This window comes from Sphaerotilus sp. (assembly GCF_041083715.1).
Taxonomy (GTDB): domain Bacteria; phylum Pseudomonadota; class Gammaproteobacteria; order Burkholderiales; family Burkholderiaceae_C; genus Sphaerotilus.
Window position 1 is genome coordinate 1 of record NZ_JBFPGY010000320.1, and the last position, 20,357, is coordinate 20,357.

Here is a 20,357-nt window from a genome sequence, read left to right on the forward strand (position 1 = left end):
CAAGCTCATCATTCTTCCCACCCGCTGTACGCCAGCCGGCCGGACCCGGCATGGTCCTGGCGCAGCAGGGCACGCCGCTCGCGCGTCTGGGCCCACTCGTCCAGCCACATCGCCACCTGCCAGACCGTCCCCGTCCAGCGCGAGGCGGCAGGACGATGCACAAGCGTAGCGACCAGCCAGCGCGGCAACCGCTGGAACAGCAGCCCTTCTCCGACGCACACCAGTGTTTCGGCAGATCCGGGATCACCTTGACGGGCAGATCGGCCGACGAGCTGGCGCCATTGCCGCGAAGGCAGCGCATCGGCGCATGCCATGACATGCAGCCCCCCTGCGGCGCGCACGTCGGCGCTCAGCCGGATGTCGGTGCCGCGACCGGCCATCTGGGTGGACACCGTGATGCGCCCGGGCTGTCCGGCGCGGGCGATGACCTCGTTTTCCAGCCGGCTCTGCACGGCGTTGAGCACCATCGGACGCAGTCCGCGGGCCCGCAGCCGCTGGGCCAGCTGCTCCGATTCGGCGACCGAGGCCGTGCCGATCAGCACCGGGCGGCCCTGCGCGACCAGCGTGGCCGTGCGTTCGACGACGGTCTGCCAGCGCGCCTCGGCGTCGCGGTGCACCTGCACACCGAGGTTCTGCCGCCTCGACGGGTGGTGCCGGGGAATGCGCAGAACGGGCGTGCCATGGGTGAGCGCCATCTCGGGCGCCACCTCGGCCAGCGTGCCGCTCATGCCGCCGATCTGGTGGTAGCGGCTGAACAGGCGCTGGTAGGTGAGCTGCGCCAGGGTCTGCTGCGCGGCGGGCATCGGCAGCGACTCCTTCAGCGCCAGCAGCTGGTGCAGGCCGCGCGACCACTGCCGCTCGGGCGCCGCCCGGCCGGTGATCGGGTCGATGAACACGATGCAGCGGTCCTGCACCGCGTAATCACGGTCACGCTGCAATGCGTGCAGCACGGTCAGGGCCCGCAGCACCCAGTCCTCGCGCCAGCGCAGATCGGACCACGGCCGCTGCGCCGCCCACGGCTGTGCCGCCAGCCAGTCGCGCCCGGCGCGGGTCAGGCGCACGGTGGCGGCGCCACTGCCGGTGGCCGCCACGACCATGGCATGCCGCCCGGTATCGGCTGCACGTGCCCAGTCGAGCAGCGCGCGCAGGGCGTCTTCGGGCAAGGCCTGCGTCCCATGGCCGGAGAGGATCAGCGGCACGCGGGCCTCGTCGCACAGCACGCTGTCGGCCTCGTCGATCAGCGCCAGGCAGAGCCCGCGCATCAGCGGACCGCGGTCCGGATCTGCCGTGTCCGACCAGGCCAGCCGACCGCCGGCCCGCCCGTGGGCGACACGGTCCCGCAGGTGGTCGAACGCCACCTCGCGCGCGGCGGCGTAGGTCACCTCGGCGGCGTAGGCCTCGCGGCGCTGCGCCGGTGTGGACACGGCCGTGATGCAGCCCACGCGCAAGCCGAGTGCCGCATACAGCGGCCCCAGTTCGGCGGCGTCGCGCTCGGCGAGGTAGTCGTTGGCCGTGAGCACATGCGCCGGCACCCCCGCCAGCCCGGCGCAGGCGGCCGCCAGGAACATCGCCACCGTCTTGCCTTCACCCGTGGCCATTTCGACCAGGCAGCCTTGCAGCATCGTCCAGGCGGCGAGGTACTGGGACTCGTGTGGCACGAAGCCGAGGTGGCGCTGCACCAGATCGGCCAGCCGCAGGAACACCCCGGCGCAGAGCCTGGGCGTGTAGCCCTCGCTGCGCAGCCGACCCAGTGCATGCGCCCATGTGGCAGCATCCGGTGCGGGGTGGCGCAAGGCGGCCAGGAAGGCGGAACGATCGCGATGCACCCGCCACGCGGTACGCGCGGCCAGGGCCAGCGGTCGGGGTTCGGTCCGCTGCGGATAGGCGCCCCAGATCGGCCCCGGCCGCACCAGCGCAACGGCGGAATCCACGGCCATGCCAGACATGTCAGCGTCCCCCGGGCACGTCGGTGGCATCGCCGAGGTGGCGCAGCGTGAGCTGCTGCAGGCGCCGCAGCAGCCGGGCCCCCAGCGGCTGCGCACCGTGGTCGAAGCGCACCAGCAGCCGCGCGCCGAGCCGCTGCACCGCCAGATCCGGCACCTGGACATCGATGACCGCCACCGGCTGCAGCGTGCGCAGGCCGTCCGCGTCGGCCGGATCCGTCTCGATGCGACCGCCTGCGTTCACCCCCAGCGCCGCAGCGGGCAGGACCGAGCCGGTCTCCGGCACCACGCCGTCCCAGCGTCCCACGTGCACCTGCCCGACCGCCTCCGGCCGCATCACCGACACCGCGCGCACCCCGGACAGCAGCCAGGCGATGTCCTCGTCCGGCACCACCGTGCGCGCGACCAGCCGGTCGTCCGCCAGCACATAGCCCAGGACCTCGCCGCGCTGCACGTGGCGACCGAGCAGCGTCTGCGGCTCGATCCAGCTCACGCGACCGACGCGGGTGCTGCGCATCGACATCTGCGCGATGCGCGCCTCGAGTTCCGCTTCGCGCGCCTGCAGGGCACCCGCTTCGGCCTCCGCCCGCTGGGCGGCGGCCGCGTCGCGGACCTGCAGCCGGTTGACCTGCACCTCCAGCTCCAGCCGCCGGGCACGCAGATGGGCGAGTTCGATCGGCTGGTCGTCATTGCGCACGGTCAGCAACGGCGTCTCGGGCTGGACAGCCTGGTCGCCAGGCGTCTCGATGGCCGTCACGAACCCGTCGGCCGGAGCGCGCACCAGCGCTTCCTCCGGCATCCAGGCCTGGGCCTGCGCAACCGTGGCCTGCGGCAGGGGCAACAGCAGCACAGTCGCCACCAGCACCACCACACCGCCCAGACCGATCGCCGTGGAACGCAGACGCCGCCCGTTCAGCGACGGCGACTTCGCGAGCCAGCGCAAGCCCGCCGCCGCCGGCTGCACGACCTGCATCCACAGCACGATGGCCCCCGCCAGCAGCGCCAGCAGGGCCGCCGTGTGCGCCAGCCACAGGCAGGCCGACGACGCGACCAGCATCCCGAACAGCCATGCCGCCGGCGCATACGCGAGCGTCACGCTGCGCTGCAGCCACGACCGCGCCGGCAGCAGCGAGCCTGGCGGCGCACCCAGCAGGTGCTGGACCTGGTCGAGCCACCAGCGCCGGCTGCGCTGCGCCAGATTGGGCAGATCGAGGGCGTCGGTGAGCACGTGGTAGCCATCCATGCGCACCAGCGGATTGGCGTTGGCCAGCAGCGTCGACACCCCACCCACCAGCGCCACCGACAGCGCCAGATCGCGCACGCCCCCTGGCTGCACCGCCGCCCAGACCAGCACGCCGATCGCCGCCAGCACGCACTCGACCAGCACGCCGGCGGCGCTGATCAGGATGCGCTGGCGACGCATCGCCAGCCCGGTCGCAGCCGACGCATCGACATACGGCGCCGGCACCAGGTAGAGAAAGCCGATGCCGACGTGGTGGACATCCGCTCCGCAGTGCCGCACCGCCAGCGCATGCCCGAGTTCGTGCAGCGCCTTGATGCAGGGATAGACGGCCCAGCTCAGCGCCAGGAAGGTCGGGCTGGCCAGGCGCTCGCGCACATCGGCCTGCAGCGCCGGCCACTGCAGCGCCACCTGCATCAGCCCGATGCAGACCAGCAGCACGGCCGCCAGCTGCGCCAGCGGATGCGACAACCCATGGGCCAGCGGATCCAGCCGGGTCAGCCAGCGGGTCGGATTGCCCAGCGGCACACGCCAGGACAAGGGATTGAGCGAGGCCCGGCGGCGGCGGCGGTCCACCTGCTGCTCGCCACGCATCAGCGCCTGCAGGTCCGGCAGGCGGTCGCACTGCAGCAGACCGGCGCCGTCCAGCGTGGCCAGCCATTCCAGCACCTCGTGCTGGGTCGGCGGCTGCGGCACGTGGGTGCTCAGCCAGGTCCAGATCTCGCCGATCGTGCGGCGACCATCGAACCGACCGACGAAGGACCAGCCCGCCTCGTCGAGCAGGTGGTGGCGCCCGGTCAGCAGGTCGGCGAGCACGTGGCGCAGGACACCATCGGCGCTGCGGTGGCGCACGCGGACCGTCGGGCGCAGCCGCGGCACGATGTTCGCCACCCGGTACCAGAGCGGGCTGTCGAGCGGAACCGGGTCGACCGGCTGCCGGCCCGCGGCCAGGGTCAGGTCCGGCGTCATCCGAGCAGGGTCCACCAGCCCATGCGCAACCAGTCGAACAGGCGCCCGAACAGGTCCGCCACCAGCGGATGGCGACCGGTGTCGAGCCGGGTCACGCCTTCGAAACCAGGGCGCAGCGTGGCCGCGGCCGAGACCAGCGCCCCCTCCACCTCGAAGCCGTTGCGCCCTTCCCGCACCCGGGCCACCGGCGTGATGCGGGTCACGGTCATCGGCAGCGCCTGACCCGGGCGGGCCGCCACGCGCAGCGCGCCGATCGTGCCGACCTGCACGCCAGCGATGTCGCGTTCGTCCACCCACAGCACCAGCCGGAAGCCATCGACCGGTGCCACCGTCATCATCACCTCGCCGCGCTTGACCGGCGCGCCGATCGAGCGGCTGAGATCCCCCGACACGACCACGCCGGTCAGCGGCGCCAGCACACGGCCCCGCTCCAGATCGCGGCGCGCCAAGTCCGCACGGGCACGCGCCTCGTCGACCTTGGCCATCTGGACCACGATCTGCGACTGGTCATGGCGCGCCAGCGCCTCGCTGACAGCGCTTTCCGACTGGGACAGCGACGCCTCGGCAGACCGCAGCTCGCTGGAGGCCTGTTCGCCGTCGAAGTCGATCAGGGACTGGCCGGACTGGATCTGCACACCCGGGCGCGCGTAGACGACCGAGATGAACCCGTCACGCGGCGCCACCAGCTGCCGCTCGTGCAGCCCTTGCACCCGCGTGGGCGCCACCACGTCGTGGCGCACCGGCAGCAGGCCGATCACCAGCGTGGCGCCCAGCACCACCGGCCAGACATGGCGGCGCAGCGGCGCCAGCCACGCCGGCCAGGTGATCAGCGACGCCGCTCCGCGGGTCGCGGAGCGGGTCAGGTACAGGCGCAGCAGGGGCGTGAAGTAGATCGCGGCCTGCTCCAGGCGCAGGATTTCCTCGGTGCGGAACGGTGCGCCAAGGTCACGCTGCAGCGTCAGCGCGCCCAGCACCACGCCGTCACCGCCCAGCGGCACGGTGCAGACCGCGCAGGCCCCCATCGACCGGCTGAGCTGGACGTGGGCAAGCCCCGCCTGCATCGGGCCGTGGCGGCGGGCGGGATGGGTCAGCGTGCAGGCGCTGGCAGCGGCCTCCTGCATGGCGGCGTGGAGATCGCGCACGAGTTCAGCCGCATCGGACAGCCGCGGCAGGTCCGACACCGCCAGCACTTCCAGATCAGCGCGTGTCTGCCGGCGCAACCCCAGCGCCACACGGTCGCAGCGCAGGCTCGACGCCAGATGCAGCACCAGCGCCCGCAGTGCATCGGCGTCGCGCGGCGCCTGCAGCAGCACACCAACCGCCTCCATCAGCCACTCGGCCGCCGGCACCGCCCGGGTCGGCGCAGGTGCCGGCGCAGCGGACAGGTCCCGGATCGCCGCACTCAGGCGCGCTTCCACCTGCGCAGACGGACTGGCGGGTGCGGCCACTTCGCGGGCGACGGAATGGGGAACGGAGGAGGTGCTCACTGGCAGACAGACCCATGAATGCCCGCCAGTGTGGCGCCGCCGCCTTCACCCCCAAGGCGCGATCAGCCCGCCATTCACCACGCAGATTTCCTGTGCAGTGGCGCCGAGTCAGGCGCCCAGTGCATCCGCCAGCGCGAGCAGGTCGTCCAGGTGGAGGTGCTTGCCGGGTGGTGCATCGTCTTCGGCAGCGCTCGCCGGGCCATGGTGCAGCGCCGCCTCCGGGCGCCGGATCCACGCCGTGTGCAGTCCCGCCTGGCGGGCGCCCATGACGTCGAGCCGCCAGTCGTCGCCCACGTGCATCACCTGCCCTGCCGCACAGCGCAGCTCCGCGCAGGCCATCTCGAAAATGCGCGCCGCTGGCTTGGCCACCCCGCAGCTGCGGGCACTCACGGCGCCGACGAAATACGCCGACAGCCCGGTCGCCGCCAGTTCGGCATTGCCGTTGGACAGCGCCAGCAGCGGAAACCGTGCCGCCAGCCGCTCCAGCGCCGGCCGGACATCGCCGTACCACTGCACCTGCTGCCGCTCGGCGAAGAAGACGTCGAACGCAGGTTCGGCCAGCGCCGGGTCGTCCCCGGACGTGGCCAGGGCTTCGCGCAGGGTGATCCGGCGCAGCGTGGTGAGGTCGTGCGCCAGTTCGGGGTGCCTGCGCGCCACGTCACCGCGCAGGCGCTGCAGCGTCGGCACATCGAAGGCGGCGGCGGTGGCGGGCGCGTGGGTGCGCAGCCAGTCCTGCAGCACGGCTTCCGCGCGCAGCAGCGTGGGAACGACAGGCCAGAGGGTGTCGTCCAGATCGAGAGTGAGTGCGGCAATCATCCGCGCAGTGTCCACGAAGCACGGGACTTTGCCGGCTCGGCGAGAATGCACCCGCCATGAAAACCCAACCCGAACCCGAATACCGCCACGGCAGCCCGGCCCGCGTCGGCGTGCTGCTCGTCAACCTCGGCACGCCCGATGCCCCGACCGCCGCTGCGGTGCGGCGCTATCTGGCGCAGTTCCTCAGCGACCAGCGGGTGGTGGAGATCCCGCCGGCGGTGTGGAAGCCGATCCTGCACGGCATCATCCTGCGCACCCGCCCGGCCAAGTCCGCGGCCAAGTACGCCAGCATCTGGACGCCCGAAGGCTCGCCGCTGGCCGTCTGGACACGCCAGCAGGCCGAACTGCTGCAGGCCAGCGCCACCGCACACGGCCTGGTGCTCACCGTGCGCCACGCCATGCGCTACGGCAATCCCTCGATCGCCCACGAACTGGACGCCCTGAAGGCCGCCGGCTGCGACCGCATCCTGGTGGTGCCGATGTACCCGCAGTATTCGGGCACGACCACCGCCAGCGTGATGGACGACGTGCACCACTGGCAGCTCCGCCAGCGCACGCTGCCCGAGATCCGCTGGATCCGCCAGCACCACGACGACGAGGGCTACATCGACGCCCTCGCCCGCCGCGTGCAGGACCACTGGGCGCGCGAAGGCCGTGGCGACCACCTGCTGCTGAGCTTCCATGGCGTGCCCGAGCGCACGCTGACGCTGGGCGACCCCTACCACTGCCACTGCTACAAGACAGCGCGGCTGCTGGGCGAGCGCCTGGGGCTGGGCAAGGAGGCGCTGTCACTGAGTTTCCAGAGCCGCTTCGGCAAGGCCAAGTGGCTGGAGCCATACACCGAACCGACGCTCCAGGCGCTGGCGAAGAAAGGCGTGAAGCACCTGCAGATCTTCTGCCCCGGCTTCCCGGCCGATTGCCTGGAGACGCTGGAGGAGATCGCCATCGAAGGCCGGCAGGTCTTCCTGACCGCGGGTGGGCAGCGCTACGACCACATTCCCTGCCTGAACGACCACCCGGCCTGGATCGACGCGTTGCGCGGCCTGGTCGAGCGCAACACGGCGGGCTGGGCCGTGCGCGCCGAGGCCCAGCCACGGACCGCGCTGCTCGAAGGCCAGCGCCAGCGTGCGCTGGGGCTTGGCGCCAAGGTCTGAGGTCGGACGGCCGGTACCACGCAGAATTGGCACCTCGCCGGCCGACTGTTCCGCTCCATTCCGAAGCCCGTGCAGGTCAGAATCGCGGATACTGCGGGCCGTGTCCCCGCGGGGCTGTCAGGGGATTCGCATCATCCAGGAACCCGCGACCGATCGATTCGAATCGATGCCGGCGACCTCGTCTCCCGACCGGGAAGCGGCGCTGAAAGCCCGCGTCGATCTGGAGCGCGCGCGCATCTTCTTCGGACACGCGAAGGGCAACATGCTCAGCATGCTGGCCGGCGCGGGCGCCGTGGTGGCCGTGATGTTCACCGGCGGCGTGCCGCTGCCGCACATCGGAGTCTGGAGCCTGCTGTTCAGCGTGGCCTGTGCCGGCGTGCTGTGGCTGGAGCACCACGTCCAGCGCTACGGTCTGTACAGCCACAACTACCGCCGCCTCCTGCGCATGCGCATCGGCATCGGCGCGGTCGCCTCCAGCTTCTACGGTGTGTCCAGCTGGATGCTGCCGAGCAGCTCCCCCCCGATCCAGGATGCACTGCTGTTCATCCTGCTGTCGGCCGTGGTGACGGTGGGCAGCCTGAGCTTTGCGGTGATGCCGGCGCACTACCTGGCCATCAGCGTCGCAACGCTGGGTCCGCTGGTGGTGCATTTTCTCCAGCGCTATCTGGCGTTCGGCAACGAGGTCCATCTCCTGCTCCTGGTCATCGCCATCGGCTGGCTCGGGTTCGTGCTCAACAAGGCCCGCGCCGTGTCACGCACGGCCATCGAGGCCATCCGGCTCAATCAGGACCTGCACGACGAGGTCGAGGAGCACAAGCGCACCCGCGAGGCCATGCGCTTCATGGCCATGCACGACGCGCTCACCGGACTGGGCAACCGCCGCTACTTCGACCAGGTCCTGAAACGCGCGATCGCCAACGCGCGGCGGGGCCAGTACCGCTTCGGACTGGTCGCGCTGGACCTGGATGAGTTCAAGCCCGTCAACGACCGGCTGGGCCATGCAGCCGGAGACCAGCTGCTGCAGTCGGTGGCGCTGCGGCTGAAGGAGTCCACACGCGAGGGTGACTTCTGCGCCCGGCTGGGCGGCGACGAATTCGCACTGCTGCTGTTCGGCCCGATCGACCAGGCCGGCATGGCGCATGCCACCGAGCAGCTGCGCGCACGGTTCGAAGCGATGCACTACCTGGACTGTGTATCAACCGCCCTGCAGGCCACGGCCAGCATCGGCTGGGCGGTCTACCCCGACGACGGGGAAGACTTTGCCAGCCTCATGGGCATCGCCGATGGGCGCATGTACCGCGACAAGCAGTCGCGCAAGGCCGGGATCGCTCAGCCACCGGACGACAGCGACCTCAGCACCGCCCGCACCGGCGATGCGTCTGCGAGCACCAGTCTGAGCGGCAACGCGATCAGCTCGTAGTCCCCCTCGGAGACCTCGTCCAGCACGAGGTTTTCCAGCACCCGCAGATCCAGCCACCGCAGACGCTGGTGGCTGTCGAGCGTTGCGCTCGACGCCGGATCGACCGAGGGCGTGTCGATGCCCACCAGGCACACGCCCAGCGCCGCCAGCCAGTCGATCGTCTCGGGAGCGAACGCGGCGAAATCGTCCGTCCAGACCGTCGCGGCCTGCCTGCAGGTGCGCACCAGCACGCGTGGCGGAAGGCCCTCGGCGGCATGGCACAAGTGCTCCGGCCGGATGAGCGGCCCGCAGCCGATCGCATGGACCACGCGGCAGCGTCCCAGGAACGGTGCGAGATCGACTGCCCCGATCGACGGCGCCCCCTCGGCATAGTGCAGCGGCGCATCGGCGTGGGCACCCAGGTGCAGCGACAGCGTGATCGCGCTGACGTTGGCCGGACATCCGGGGCCGAGCGTGGCCGTCCAGTGCTGGCTGTAGGGCTGGTCACCAGGGAAGACCGGTGCCCCGGGACCGATCGGTGGCGAGATGTCCCACAGGCGCCGCGTGTTCACGGCGCGGGCATCTGTGGTGGCAGCGGCGCGGACACCTGCAGGTCGAACGCACTGAAGGCCTGCGCCAGGTCACTGAAAACGCCCATGTCCAGCGGGGACAAGGGCACCGCGGACGCTACACTGGTCTCCGGTGTATCCAGCGGCAGGCTGAGCTGCGGCGGTGCCCCGAGCGACGCAATGTCCCCCATCGACACGAAGGCCACGCCGGCCAGCGCGGCCGCCGCATCCAGCCGTGGCGCCTCGCCGACCAGTGACGCCTGCCGCACGACGGCCAGTGCCACCAGCTGCCGCTGCTCGCGGCTGGCGCGGGCCCAGCGGTCGTCGTCGGTCGTGCCGGCAAAGGTGTGCAGGCGCACCAGTTCGCGGGCAGCACGCTCGTCGAAGGTGGCGACCTCCACTGGCCGGGCCGTTCGAAGCGCCTTGAATGCCGCATCGCCGGCCGACCCGGTTTCCACCAGCCAGTCGGCCAGCACGGCAGCCGGGATCAGCAGCGTGGCGCGCTGCCGCTGGGCTTCGGCCAGCCAGGCCAGGCGGTGCTCGTCGTGGGCCGGGTCACTGTCCAGGCGCAGCAGCCAGGCCAGCGCATCCGCATCGAGGAGACACCGCAGCATGGATCCACCTTTCTTCCTCAGTTTCATCAACTGCGGCAAGATTAGCACCATCACCACCAGCAGCAGGTTCGCCAAGGTCGAGCCGTTGCACCAGCAGGGCCGGACACCGGTGCTGGAGTGGGACCGCGCGGGCTGGCGATCTGCCAGGAGATCGTGCAGTCGCTCGGTGGCACGCTGGTGCAGGACAATCGACGCGCCCCCGACGGGCACACCACCGGGTTGAATGCCACCGTGCGCCTGCCTCTGGCCGACCCATCGTCCCCCGACCTCTCCCCGTCCATCAACCGATGAGCAGCAAGTCCCGATCTCCCGCCCCGCCCGCTCCGACGCCAGGCCAGCGCCTCGACAAGTGGCTCTGGGCCGCGCGGTTCTTCAAGACCCGCACCCTCGCCGGTGACGAGATCGAGCGCGGCCGCGTGCTGGTCAACGCGCAGCACGCCAAGCCTTCGCGCGAAGTGCGCCCCGGCGATCGCCTGAGCCTGCGCCAGGGCAACAGCCCGGTACCACGCGAAGTGCAGGTGCTCGGACTGTCGGAAGCGCGCGGCCCGGCACCACAGGCGCAACAGCTGTATGCAGAAACGCCCGAAAGCATCGCGGCCCAGGCCGAATGGCAGGCCCGCAAGCCATACGCGGTCGATCCGGCCGTGGCCATGGAACAGGGCCGCCCCACCAAGGCAGACCGCCGCCAGCTCGTCGAATGGCAGCGCTGGAGCGCGTCGCTCGACGACGAGCCCTGACCGCGTCCGCAGCGGTCAGGGGCCCGGCATGCGCAGCTTGATCTTGCGTGCAGCCATCTGCAGCCCGTCTGCCGACAGCGTGCCTTCGACTTCGATCTCGCTCGAAGTTCCGGCCAGCGCGGCCAGCGACGCCACGGTCAGCGGCTCGCTCAGGTAGAGCGGGTCGGACCAGGTCACCGTCAGCACCGGATCGCCCGGCTGGCTGCGCATGGTCAGCTTGCGCGCCGTGGCGTCGGCGGTCAGCACCAGACCGTGGCGCTCCAGCCGGCTCTTGGTGCCCGTCGGCTCCGGCGCGCAGACCACCGTGCTGGCTGCCAGGCCTTGCGCGGTGGACAGTCCCTGGACCTCGACATACAGACCGTTCGCAAGCGACGACGCCCGGCAGGCGGCCAGATCGATCTGCGCCGTCGACGCCAGTGTCACCACGGTGTCGCGCAGGCGAAAGGTGCGTGCCGCGGCCGACCAGTCGTCCAGCGTGCCCCGCAGTTCGGCACTGGCGGTCGAGGCCGTCAGACGCGCGATGCGGGTCGCCAGCCAGCGACCGCTGCCGTTCAGCACCGCCGTGGCCTGCACATACGCCCCGTCACCCAGCGGCTGCCCCGCCGAGACGATCTGCGTGTCGGCATTGACCAGCAGCCCCACACCGTCCAGCTCGAACGTCGTCCCGGTCCAGGCGCCCACCAGTCCGGCGCGAGTCAGCATGCTGGCGGCGCCACCACTGCCGGCCGTGCCGACCGACATCACCTGCACCTTGCCGGCGCCGAGACTCAGCGTGGCTGCGTCAAACGCCGATTCGGCAGCAAACACGGTCACCGCGCGGCCATCGAGCAGTTCGATGCCCTGTGGCAGCAGCGCCGCCGCCGACGGCAACTGCACCGCCAGTGCACCCAGGCGGAAACTGCGTGCACCGCCACTGCCGGCCGCCGAGAGCGCGGCCACCGTCCCGCTGACCCGTACCCCACCCGAGAGCGCGCTGCGCCGCGTGATGCGCGTGGCCACCAGACGCACATCGGTCGGGCCGGCTCCGGTGCGCTGGGTCAGCGCATGCACGTCCACCGCGTCACCGAGCTGCAGATCCGCCAGACTGTTCAGCGGCGAATCGAAGGCGGTGACCGGCCCGTGGCCAGGATCACTGTTGACGGTGACCGTCTGGCCCAGCACGCCAATGGTGTCTGCCGTGCGCTCGCTGACGCGGCCCGAGACACTCGGCAGAAGCTCGATGCGCTGCAGCACCTGCGCGCCGGCAGCATCCGTGCCGAACTCCAGCGACACCCGGTGTCCCAGACGCACGTCGCCCACCTCGACGTCGGTGCCATTGCGGCTGATCTCGGTCTTCGCGGCACTGTCGTCGTGGCGGGTGCCGTCGACGATCACGCTGCCCAGGCCCGACACCGTGCCCACGTTCAGGCCCACCAGCACCGGACTGCCGGTGCCATTGGTTCCGACACTGCCACCGCCGCAGGCCACCAGCACCGCCAGCAGCCCGGCCACAACCGCGACCGCCAGCCCGACCCGTCGATTCGAAACATGCATCTGATCGTCTCCTGCCAGATCAACTCCAGCCATTCAATCCCCCCTGGGATCGTTCGATTTATTCATTTCAAGATGGTAGTAAATCCCGAAACGCACGCGGGTGTTCCGGTCATCTGAATGATCCGGTGTCGGCTGGCGACCACGCTCCACGTCCAGCGCGATCTGCGCACGCGCCTCGCGCACCATGCTTTCCAGCGCCACGCCCCAGAGCTGCCGCGCCACATCGCCCAGGTGGCTGGCCGATGCCGCGCTCAGTCCGTCGGCATAGACACTCTGTTCGAGCACACGCTCGGACGGCCTCTCGGCCTGCAGGTTGTGCACGGCCGCCGCGATGTGGTCGGCCACATTGACGGCCATCGTGCGCACAGCGGCCGGATCATGCAGGGGCAGGACAAAGCGGTCGGAGAGCAGCCGCACCTGTTCGGATTGCACTTCGACCAGTTGCAGCCGCTCCAGCTCTTCCAGCAGCGTGCGGGGATGGACGTCGCGCGACACTTCGCGCGCCAGCGCCTCGAAGCTCGGGGCGGGACCGTGCCGTGGCAGCGCGCGCCGGATCTCGCCGGCCGGGTCCCGGTAGTCCGGATCGGTGATCCACTGCGAGAAGAGCGACGAAGCCGGTGTCGGCGCCAGGCGCGAGACGGGCGCCGGCGTGCAGGTGGAGGCAGGTTCATGGCGCGCCTCCATGAAGGCGCGCACTTCCTTGCGGTGGATGCCGGTCAGCACACTCAGTGCAGAATCGGTCACGCGGCGCCCGCGCCGGCCAAGATCACCGTGGGCCTCGGCCAGATAGACTCCACGCAGAGTCCGGACGAGCGCATTCAGCGGGATGCCCTGCACCAGCAGCCAGCGCACCAGCGGCGCCAGCATCACGGCAATGTCGTCGAGCGACTGCTCGGCAGGGGTGGGCAAGATCGGATCGGTCATCATCGGCAAACGTGCCCGCACCCCGGCCGAACTCCCCCGGCCGCACAGCGTGCGGACATTCCAATCTGTAAGTGTGACAGTTATCACGTCGCCAACCGGGGGTGATTCGTCAACTTCTGTCACAGGGCCCCCTTGAAGTCTGAAGGGTCATCCTCATTTCGCAATCCAGTCGCCGCAAAACAGGCCAGGAAACGACCCCCATGTCCGACACCCAGAACTCCGCTCCCTACCAAGACACCGAACCCGCGTCGCTGAACACGAGCGCCGACACTGCCGAGGCCGTGGCCAGCGAAGCGGCAGCCCGCATCGCCGAACTCGAAGCCAAGAACGTCGAGCTGGCCGATGCCTATCTGCGTGCCAAGGCCGAAGCCGACAACACCCGCCGCCGCGCCGACGAGGAAATCGCCAAGTCGCGCAAGTTCGCGGTCGAAGGCTTCGCCGAGAGCCTGCTGCCGGTCAAGGACAGCCTGGAGGCCGCGCTGGCCACCCACGCCAGCGGCCAGGGTTCGCCGGAGCAGGTGCTCGAAGGCGTGAACATCACGCTGCGCCAGCTCGTGCAGGCGCTGGAGCGCAACAAGGTCGTCGAGATCAGCCCGCCGGTCGGCACCAAGTTCGACCCGCACCAGCACCAGGCCATCAGCGTGGTCCCCGCCGACCAGGACGCCAACACCGTCGTGATGGTGCTGCAGAAGGGTTATCTGATTGCCGAGCGGGTGCTGCGCCCGGCCCTCGTCACCGTGGCCGCGCCGAAGTGAGGCCTTGACCCAGCACAAACGAACAGCCCGTCCGGCCGCATGGTTTCCCTGATCCCCCTTGAAACCGGCCAGACCAGCCACAGATCACAGACAACCAACCAATTTCCGGAGCTTCAACACCATGGGCAAGATCATCGGCATCGACCTCGGCACCACCAACTCGTGCGTGGCCATCATGGAAGGCAACACCACGAAGGTGATCGAGAACAGTGAGGGCGCGCGCACGACGCCGTCCATCATCGCGTACCAGGAAGACGGCGAGATCCTCGTCGGTGCCTCGGCCAAGCGCCAGGCGGTGACCAACCCGCGCAACACGCTGTACGCGGTCAAGCGCCTGATCGGTCGCAAGTTCACCGAGAAGGAAGTGCAGAAGGACATCGACCTGATGCCCTACACCATCGCCGCCGCCGACAACGGCGACGCCTGGGTGGAAGTGCGCGGCAAGCGCATGGCGCCGCCGCAGGTCAGCGCCGAAGTGCTGCGCAAGATGAAGAAGACCGCCGAGGACTACCTGGGCGAGGAAGTGACCGAGGCCGTCATCACGGTGCCGGCCTACTTCAACGACGCGCAACGCCAGGCGACCAAGGACGCCGGCCGCATCGCCGGCCTGGATGTCAAGCGCATCATCAACGAGCCGACCGCCGCGGCGCTGGCCTTCGGCCTGGACAAGCACGGCAAGGGCGACCGCAAGATCGCGGTGTACGACCTGGGTGGCGGCACGTTCGACGTGTCGATCATCGAGATCGCCGACGTCGATGGCGAGATGCAGTTCGAGGTGCTGTCGACCAACGGCGACACCTTCCTGGGCGGCGAGGACTTCGACCAGCGCATCATCGATTTCATCGTCACCGAGTTCAAGAAGGAACAGGGCGTCGACCTGACCAAGGACGTGCTGGCCCTGCAGCGCCTGAAGGAAGCCGCCGAGAAGGCCAAGATCGAGCTGTCGAACTCGTCGCAGACCGACGTGAACCTGCCGTACATCACGGCCGACGCCTCGGGCCCGAAGCACCTGAACATCAAGCTGACCCGCGCCAAGCTGGAGTCGCTGGTGGAAGAACTGATCGAGCGCACGATCGCCCCCTGCCGCACCGCGATGAAGGACGCTGGCGTCTCCGTCAGCGCCATCGACGACGTGATCCTGGTCGGCGGCATGACCCGCATGCCCAAGGTGCAGGACAAGGTCAAGGAGTTCTTCGGCAAGGAGCCGCGCAAGGACGTGAACCCGGATGAAGCCGTGGCCGTCGGTGCCGCGATCCAGGGCCAGGTGCTCGGCGGCGACCGCAAGGACGTGCTGCTGCTGGACGTCACCCCGCTGAGCCTGGGCATCGAGACCCTGGGCGGCGTGATGACCAAGATGATCACCAAGAACACGACCATCCCGACCAAGTTCGCGCAGACCTTCTCGACCGCGGACGACAACCAGCCGGCGGTGACGATCAAGGTGTTCCAGGGCGAGCGCGAGCTGGCCACGGGCAACAAGCTGCTCGGCGAGTTCAACCTCGAAGGCATCCCGCCGGCCCAGCGCGGCACGCCGCAGATCGAGGTGAGCTTCGACATCGACGCCAACGGCATCCTGCACGTCGGCGCCAAGGACAAGGGCACCGGCAAGGAAAACAAGATCACCATCAAGGCGAACTCGGGTCTGTCGGAAGAAGAGATCCAGAAGATGGTGCGCGACGCCGAGGTGAACGCCGCCGAGGACAAGAAGAAGGTCGAGATCGTGCAGTCGAAGAACCAGGGCGATGCCATGGTCCACTCGGTGCGCAAGTCGCTGACCGACTACGGCGACAAGCTCGAAGCGGGCGAGAAGGACAAGATCGAAGCCGCGATCAAGGCCGTCGAGGAAGCCATCAAGGGCGACGACAAGGACGTGATCGAGGCCAAGACCAACGAGTTGATGACGGCCAGCCAGAAGCTCGGCGAGAAGATGTACGCCGACATGCAGGCCCAGCAGGGTGCCGCGGGCGCAGCCGGTGCTGCGGCGGGTGCAGGTGCGGCCGGTGGCGAAGCCCCGAAGTCGGACCCGTCGAACCCGGACGTCGTCGACGCCGAGTTCAAGGAAGTCAAGAAGTGATCTGCTGATCCACCGTCTGGTGGTCCCCGCCGCGTTCGAGACTGGTGCTGCCTGCAGCACTGTTTGCTCGGCGCGGCGTTCCTGTTTGAACAGCCCGCCTCCGTGCATTCGGAAAGGGCTGGCTGCTGTCGGAACTGTCCATGGCAAAGCGTGACTACTACGAAGTCCTCGGCGTCGCCAAGAACGCGAGCGAAGACGACATCAAGAAGGCCTATCGCAAGATGGCCATGAAGCACCACCCGGACCGCAACCAGGGTGAAGGCGCCAAGGCGTCCGAAGAGAAGTTCAAGGAGGTCAAGGAGGCCTACGAGATGCTCTCCGACACCCAGAAGCGCCAGGCCTATGACCAGTTCGGCCATGCGGGCGTCGATCCGAACGCCGGCGGCTTCCGCGGCGGTCCGGAGGGCTTCGGCGGCGGCGGTTTCGCCGAGGCGTTCGGCGACATCTTCGGCGACATCTTCAGCCAGGGCGGCGGTGGTGGCCAGCGGCGCGGCGGCCAGCAGGTCTACCGCGGTGCGGACCTGTCCTACGCGATGGAGATCACGCTCGAAGAGGCGGCACTCGGCAAGGAAGCCCAGATCCGCATCCCCACCTGGGAAGAGTGCGACACCTGCCACGGCAGCGGCGCCAAGCCCGGCACCAGCGCCAAGACCTGCACGACCTGCCACGGCTCGGGCACGGTGCATCTGCGCCAGGGTTTCTTCAGCATCCAGCAGACCTGCCCGCACTGCCACGGCACCGGCAAGATCATCCCCGAGCCCTGCACCACCTGCAATGGCCAGGGCAAGGTCAAGAAGCAGAAGACGCTGGAGGTGAAGATCCCGGCCGGCATCAACGAAGGCCAGCGCATCGCCCTGCGTGGCCACGGCGAGCCAGGCACGCAAGGCGGCCCGGCCGGCGACCTGTACGTCGAGATCCGCATCAAGCAGCACGACATCTTCGAGCGCGACGGCGACGACCTGCACTGCACCGTGCCGGTCAGCGTCATCACGGCGGCACTTGGCGGCTCGGTCTCCGTGCCGACGCTGGGCGGCGAGGCCGAGATCGAGCTGCCCGAAGGCACGCAGCACGGCAAGACGTTCCGCCTGCGCGGCAAGGGCGTGAAGGGCATCCGCTCGAACTACCCCGGCGACCTGTACTGCCACATCCAGATCGAGATCCCGATCAAGCTCAGCGAGCACCAGCGCAAGCTGCTCAAGGAGCTGGACGAGTCGCTCAAGAAAGGCGGCGACAAGCACTCGCCGACCGCCAAGAGCTGGACCGACCGCATGAAAGATCTGTTCAAGTAAGCCGACCTCGCCAGAAACCGAAGCCCCATGTCCGATCGATTCCTGAACACCGACAAGGTCGATGACCTGCTCGACACGCTCTTCCTGCACGAGGACGTGCGTGTCGATCTGGTCTCCCGACTCCGGGGGCTGGTGCTGGCGGCCGATCCCGCCATCTGCGAGGAGGTGAAGTACGGCGGGATCCTGTTCTCCGCCGGCTCGCCCTTCTGCGGCATCTTCTCGCACCCGCGGCACGTGATGCTGGAGTTCAGCCGCGGCGCCGAGCTGGCGGATCCGGACCACCTGCTGGAAGGCGACGGCAAGAAGCGCCGGCACCTCAAGCTGACGGTGCCCACCGACCTCAAGCGCAAGAAGGTGCGTGAGTTCGTGCTGCAGGCGCTGGCGGCCACGGTCACCATGCCACGCCAGCGCATGGCAAAAAAGACACGGTCCTGAGCGCTCCAGGTGGCACGTGTCAGTTCACAGGAGTACCGTGGGGCTCCACCACACAGGAACTGCCCGTGACCACCTCCGCCCAACGCTCGCTCGCCGACATCCAGCGGCAGATCCATGCGCTGGGAACCGCCGTCCCCTATGTCGTGCACCACCGGCTCAGCCGACTTGCCACAGCCGCCACAGCCGGAGCCCAACCGTCGGCAGTCGACCAGGAAGAGTTCACCGCGATGGGCATGGAAAAGCTCGCCGCCCTTCAGGAGTCGCTGCAGGCGATGACGCTGGCCAGCCTGGATGCCTCGCAGAAGCTCGTCACCGCCTGTGCGCACTGGTCGGCCATTCCATGGTCGATGGCCCCCACACAGGTCGCCTGGACGCTGATGACGGACACGCCGCTGGCGGTGCTGAGCGCTGGCCTGAGCCCGGTCAGCGAGCGTGCCAGCGACAACGCGCGGCGACTCGGTCACGCAAACGGCATCGCTCCATAAAGACAGGCGTTGTCGCGGCCATCTCGCTTGGCCTGGTACATCGCCATGTCGGCGTGCCGGAGCAGCGTCGATGCATCGTGTCCGTTGTCGGGGTAGAGCGCGATGCCGATGCTCGTCGTGAGCGTGATGGCACGGCCCTCGATCAGAAAGGGCTGGCGCATCACCTGCCCGATCCGGTGCGCGACCACCAGGGCGTCCTCCGGCCCGCCGATGTCCAGGATCAGCGCGGTGAACTCGTCGCCGCCCAACCGGGCAAACTCGACCTCCAGCCCATCCGGACAGGCGCGCGACACCATGTCGGCCGGGCGCAGCTCCAGTCGGAAACGATCGGCAGCGGCCTGCAGGATCAGATCCCCCGCGCTGTGGCCCAGCGTGTCGTTGATGGCCTTGAAACCATCCAGATCGAGAAACAGCACCGCCAGCCTGTGACGCGCATGGTCGGCGCGCCCGATCTCCCGGCCGATGCGCTCCATGAAGGACACACGGTTCGGCAGACCGGTCAGGCCATCGAAGTAGGCGGCGCGGGCGGCCCGCAGTTCGATCTCCTTGCGCACGGTGATGTCCCGCGCCAGCGCGATGAAGCGCGGCGCCTTTCCAGCCGCAGTGGCCTTGCGGGCCACGGACAGCTCGAACCAGCGCAGGCCATGTGGCAACGCGAGTTCGTACTGCTTGCCGAAGGAAGTACCCTGGGCGTATGCGATCTGCAGTGCCGACAGCCCCACCGCAGCGACGTCCGGCGGCATGACCTCGCTCATCAGCCGGCCGACGAACTGCTCGGGTGGCAGGGACAGCAGCGCCGAAGTCGGTGAATGGCAGTCGAGGAAGCGGCCATCCAGATCCAGCTCGAACAGCAGGTCCGGAATCGCGGCCAGCACCGCCTCATGGCGGGCCTGCGCCTGCTTGAGTTCGACCAGATTCTGGTGGCTGCGCAGCAGATAGCGCACACGGTGGCCCAACAGGGCCCAGTTCAGTGGCTTGGAGATGAAATCGGTCGCCCCGGCCTCGTAGGCGCGTTCCACAGACTGCACATCGTCCATGCCGGTGACCATCGCGATGGGCAGCAGATCCCCGGACTCGGCACGCAGCAGGGCACAGACCTCGTAGCCGCTCAGGCCGGGCATCTCGACATCGAGCATGACCAAGTCGAAGGCCCCGGCGCCGAACTGCCGCAGCGCATCCGCACCATCGACCGCCAGCACGACGACGTAGCCCGCCTTGCGCAGGGCGACCCGCATCATCAGGCGCACGGTGGCGTCGTCATCGACAACCAGAATCCGGGGAAGCGTCGCCGTCACGTCGGCGCCTCCAGAGGACGTAGCCGCGTGCCGTGGTGGGATGGAAGCCGGCGGCAGACGGTGACTTTGTTCATGGCACACAGGAGGCTGAATTGCCCAGATCCTATGCAGCCTGGCGTGGCGACAGCCCCGGGATAAGGTCCCCGGATCCCGGCTTGTTCAACCAGCGAACGCGCGCTCGCCGTCTGGCGGCAACCCTGGGTGGTCCCGGTCCAGCCAATCGGCCAGCACCTCGTCGGTGTGCTGGCCCCGCAGCGGCGGTGCAGTGCGGTACACCACCGGCGTCGCCGAAAGCCGGATGGGATTGGCCACGCCCGGCACCATTCCGACCAGCGGGTGCGGCAACTCGACCCGCAGGCCGCGCGCCACCACCTGCGGATCGGCGAACACCTCGTCCAGCCGGTTGATCGGTCCGCACGGCACGGCCTTCGATTCCAGTGCCGTGATCCACGCCTGTGTCGTCCGCATCACGGTCGTCTGGCGCAGCAACGGGATCAGCACCGCGCGGTTGGCCACCCGCGCCGCGTTGGTGGCGAAGCATTCGTCCACCGCCCACGCCGGGTGGCCCGCCACCTCGCAGAAGCGCGCGAACTGCCCGTCATTGCCGATCGCCAGGATCATGTCGCCGTCCGCAGTCGG

The 20,357-nt window shown here is 69.3% G+C and carries 18 protein-coding genes; 8 read left to right on the top strand and 10 right to left on the bottom strand.

Going from position 1 to position 20,357, the window contains the following annotated elements; all coding sequences use genetic code 11:
• Positions 1–8 precede the first annotated feature (8 nt).
• The 4 genes from AB3X43_RS14895 to AB3X43_RS14910 form a co-directional block, all read right to left on the bottom strand.
• Positions 9–1,937, bottom strand: coding sequence for a preprotein translocase subunit SecA (locus AB3X43_RS14895; protein ID WP_369430648.1), 1,929 nt, complete (start codon positions 1,935–1,937; stop codon positions 9–11).
• A 10-nt stretch (positions 1,938–1,947) separates the two neighbouring features.
• Positions 1,948–4,152, bottom strand: coding sequence for a site-2 protease family protein (locus AB3X43_RS14900; protein WP_369430649.1), 2,205 nt, complete (start codon positions 4,150–4,152; stop codon positions 1,948–1,950).
• Positions 4,149–5,639, bottom strand: coding sequence for a GAF domain-containing protein (locus AB3X43_RS14905; protein WP_369430650.1), 1,491 nt, complete (start codon positions 5,637–5,639; stop codon positions 4,149–4,151). Before AB3X43_RS14905 ends, AB3X43_RS14900 begins: the two co-directional genes overlap by 4 nt.
• A 108-nt stretch (positions 5,640–5,747) precedes the next feature.
• On the bottom strand, positions 5,748–6,455 hold the full coding sequence (locus AB3X43_RS14910; RefSeq protein ID WP_369430651.1) for an HAD family hydrolase: 708 nt from the start codon (positions 6,453–6,455) through the stop codon (positions 5,748–5,750).
• Positions 6,456–6,511: 56 nt separating this feature from the next.
• Here AB3X43_RS14910 and hemH point away from each other — a divergent pair, with 56 nt between their 5' ends.
• Complete coding sequence (hemH, locus tag AB3X43_RS14915) at positions 6,512–7,609, top strand: ferrochelatase (RefSeq protein ID WP_369430652.1); 1,098 nt, start codon at positions 6,512–6,514, stop codon at positions 7,607–7,609.
• A gap of 166 nt (positions 7,610–7,775) precedes the next feature.
• A complete protein-coding gene (locus tag AB3X43_RS14920) occupies positions 7,776–9,029 on the top strand; it encodes a GGDEF domain-containing protein (RefSeq protein WP_369430653.1) in 1,254 nt (417 codons plus the stop codon).
• On the opposite strand, the gene kynB is transcribed toward AB3X43_RS14920, so the two are convergent.
• The gene (kynB, locus tag AB3X43_RS14925; RefSeq protein WP_369430654.1) at positions 8,939–9,580 is read right to left on the bottom strand and encodes an arylformamidase; all 642 of its coding nucleotides are present in this window, start codon (positions 9,578–9,580) and stop codon (positions 8,939–8,941) included. The genes AB3X43_RS14920 and kynB overlap by 91 nt on opposite strands.
• Positions 9,577–10,191, bottom strand: a complete 615-nt coding sequence (locus AB3X43_RS14930; RefSeq protein WP_369430655.1) for a hypothetical protein — start codon at positions 10,189–10,191, stop codon at positions 9,577–9,579. The genes kynB and AB3X43_RS14930 overlap by 4 nt, the downstream gene beginning before the upstream one ends.
• Before the next feature lie 287 nt (positions 10,192–10,478).
• On the opposite strand from AB3X43_RS14930, the gene AB3X43_RS14935 reads away from it, so the two are divergent.
• Positions 10,479–10,928: an RNA-binding S4 domain-containing protein gene (locus AB3X43_RS14935; RefSeq protein ID WP_369430656.1), complete on the top strand. Its 450-nt coding sequence runs from the start codon at positions 10,479–10,481 to the stop codon at positions 10,926–10,928.
• A gap of 15 nt (positions 10,929–10,943) precedes the next feature.
• On the opposite strand, the gene AB3X43_RS14940 is transcribed toward AB3X43_RS14935, so the two are convergent.
• Together AB3X43_RS14940 and AB3X43_RS14945 are read right to left on the bottom strand one after the other, a co-directional pair.
• The gene (locus AB3X43_RS14940; protein ID WP_369430657.1) at positions 10,944–12,461 is read right to left on the bottom strand and encodes a DUF5666 domain-containing protein; all 1,518 of its coding nucleotides are present in this window, start codon (positions 12,459–12,461) and stop codon (positions 10,944–10,946) included.
• Between the two features lie 33 nt (positions 12,462–12,494).
• Positions 12,495–13,385 (bottom strand): DUF6502 family protein, encoded by an 891-nt coding sequence (locus AB3X43_RS14945; RefSeq protein WP_369430658.1) that lies wholly within the window; start codon positions 13,383–13,385, stop codon positions 12,495–12,497.
• Positions 13,386–13,540: 155 nt separating this feature from the next.
• Here AB3X43_RS14945 and grpE point away from each other — a divergent pair, with 155 nt between their 5' ends.
• The 5 genes from grpE to AB3X43_RS14970 all read left to right on the top strand — a co-directional run bounded on the left by grpE (position 13,541) and on the right by AB3X43_RS14970 (position 18,423).
• Entirely contained in the window at positions 13,541–14,140 is a 600-nt protein-coding gene (grpE, locus tag AB3X43_RS14950) for a nucleotide exchange factor GrpE (protein WP_369430665.1), read from the top strand.
• Positions 14,141–14,261: 121 nt separating this feature from the next.
• Positions 14,262–16,214, top strand: a complete 1,953-nt coding sequence (gene dnaK / locus AB3X43_RS14955) for a molecular chaperone DnaK (protein WP_369430659.1) — start codon at positions 14,262–14,264, stop codon at positions 16,212–16,214.
• Positions 16,215–16,354: 140 nt separating this feature from the next.
• Positions 16,355–17,503 carry a molecular chaperone DnaJ gene (dnaJ, locus tag AB3X43_RS14960; RefSeq protein WP_369430660.1) on the top strand — a complete coding sequence of 383 codons (1,149 nt, stop codon included), beginning with the start codon at positions 16,355–16,357 and terminating at the stop codon, positions 17,501–17,503.
• Positions 17,504–17,530: 27 nt separating this feature from the next.
• Positions 17,531–17,938, top strand: a complete 408-nt coding sequence (locus AB3X43_RS14965; protein ID WP_369430661.1) for a DUF1801 domain-containing protein — start codon at positions 17,531–17,533, stop codon at positions 17,936–17,938.
• Between the two features lie 65 nt (positions 17,939–18,003).
• Entirely contained in the window at positions 18,004–18,423 is a 420-nt protein-coding gene (locus tag AB3X43_RS14970) for a hypothetical protein (protein ID WP_369430662.1), read from the top strand.
• On the opposite strand, the gene AB3X43_RS14975 is transcribed toward AB3X43_RS14970, so the two are convergent.
• Positions 18,399–19,718, bottom strand: coding sequence for a diguanylate cyclase domain-containing protein (locus AB3X43_RS14975; RefSeq protein ID WP_369430663.1), 1,320 nt, complete (start codon positions 19,716–19,718; stop codon positions 18,399–18,401). The two genes, AB3X43_RS14970 and AB3X43_RS14975, sit on opposite strands and share 25 nt — an antisense overlap.
• A gap of 159 nt (positions 19,719–19,877) precedes the next feature.
• Positions 19,878–20,357, bottom strand: a 480-nt coding sequence (locus AB3X43_RS14980) for a CoA transferase (RefSeq protein WP_369430664.1), incomplete at its 5' end; no start/stop codon positions are given.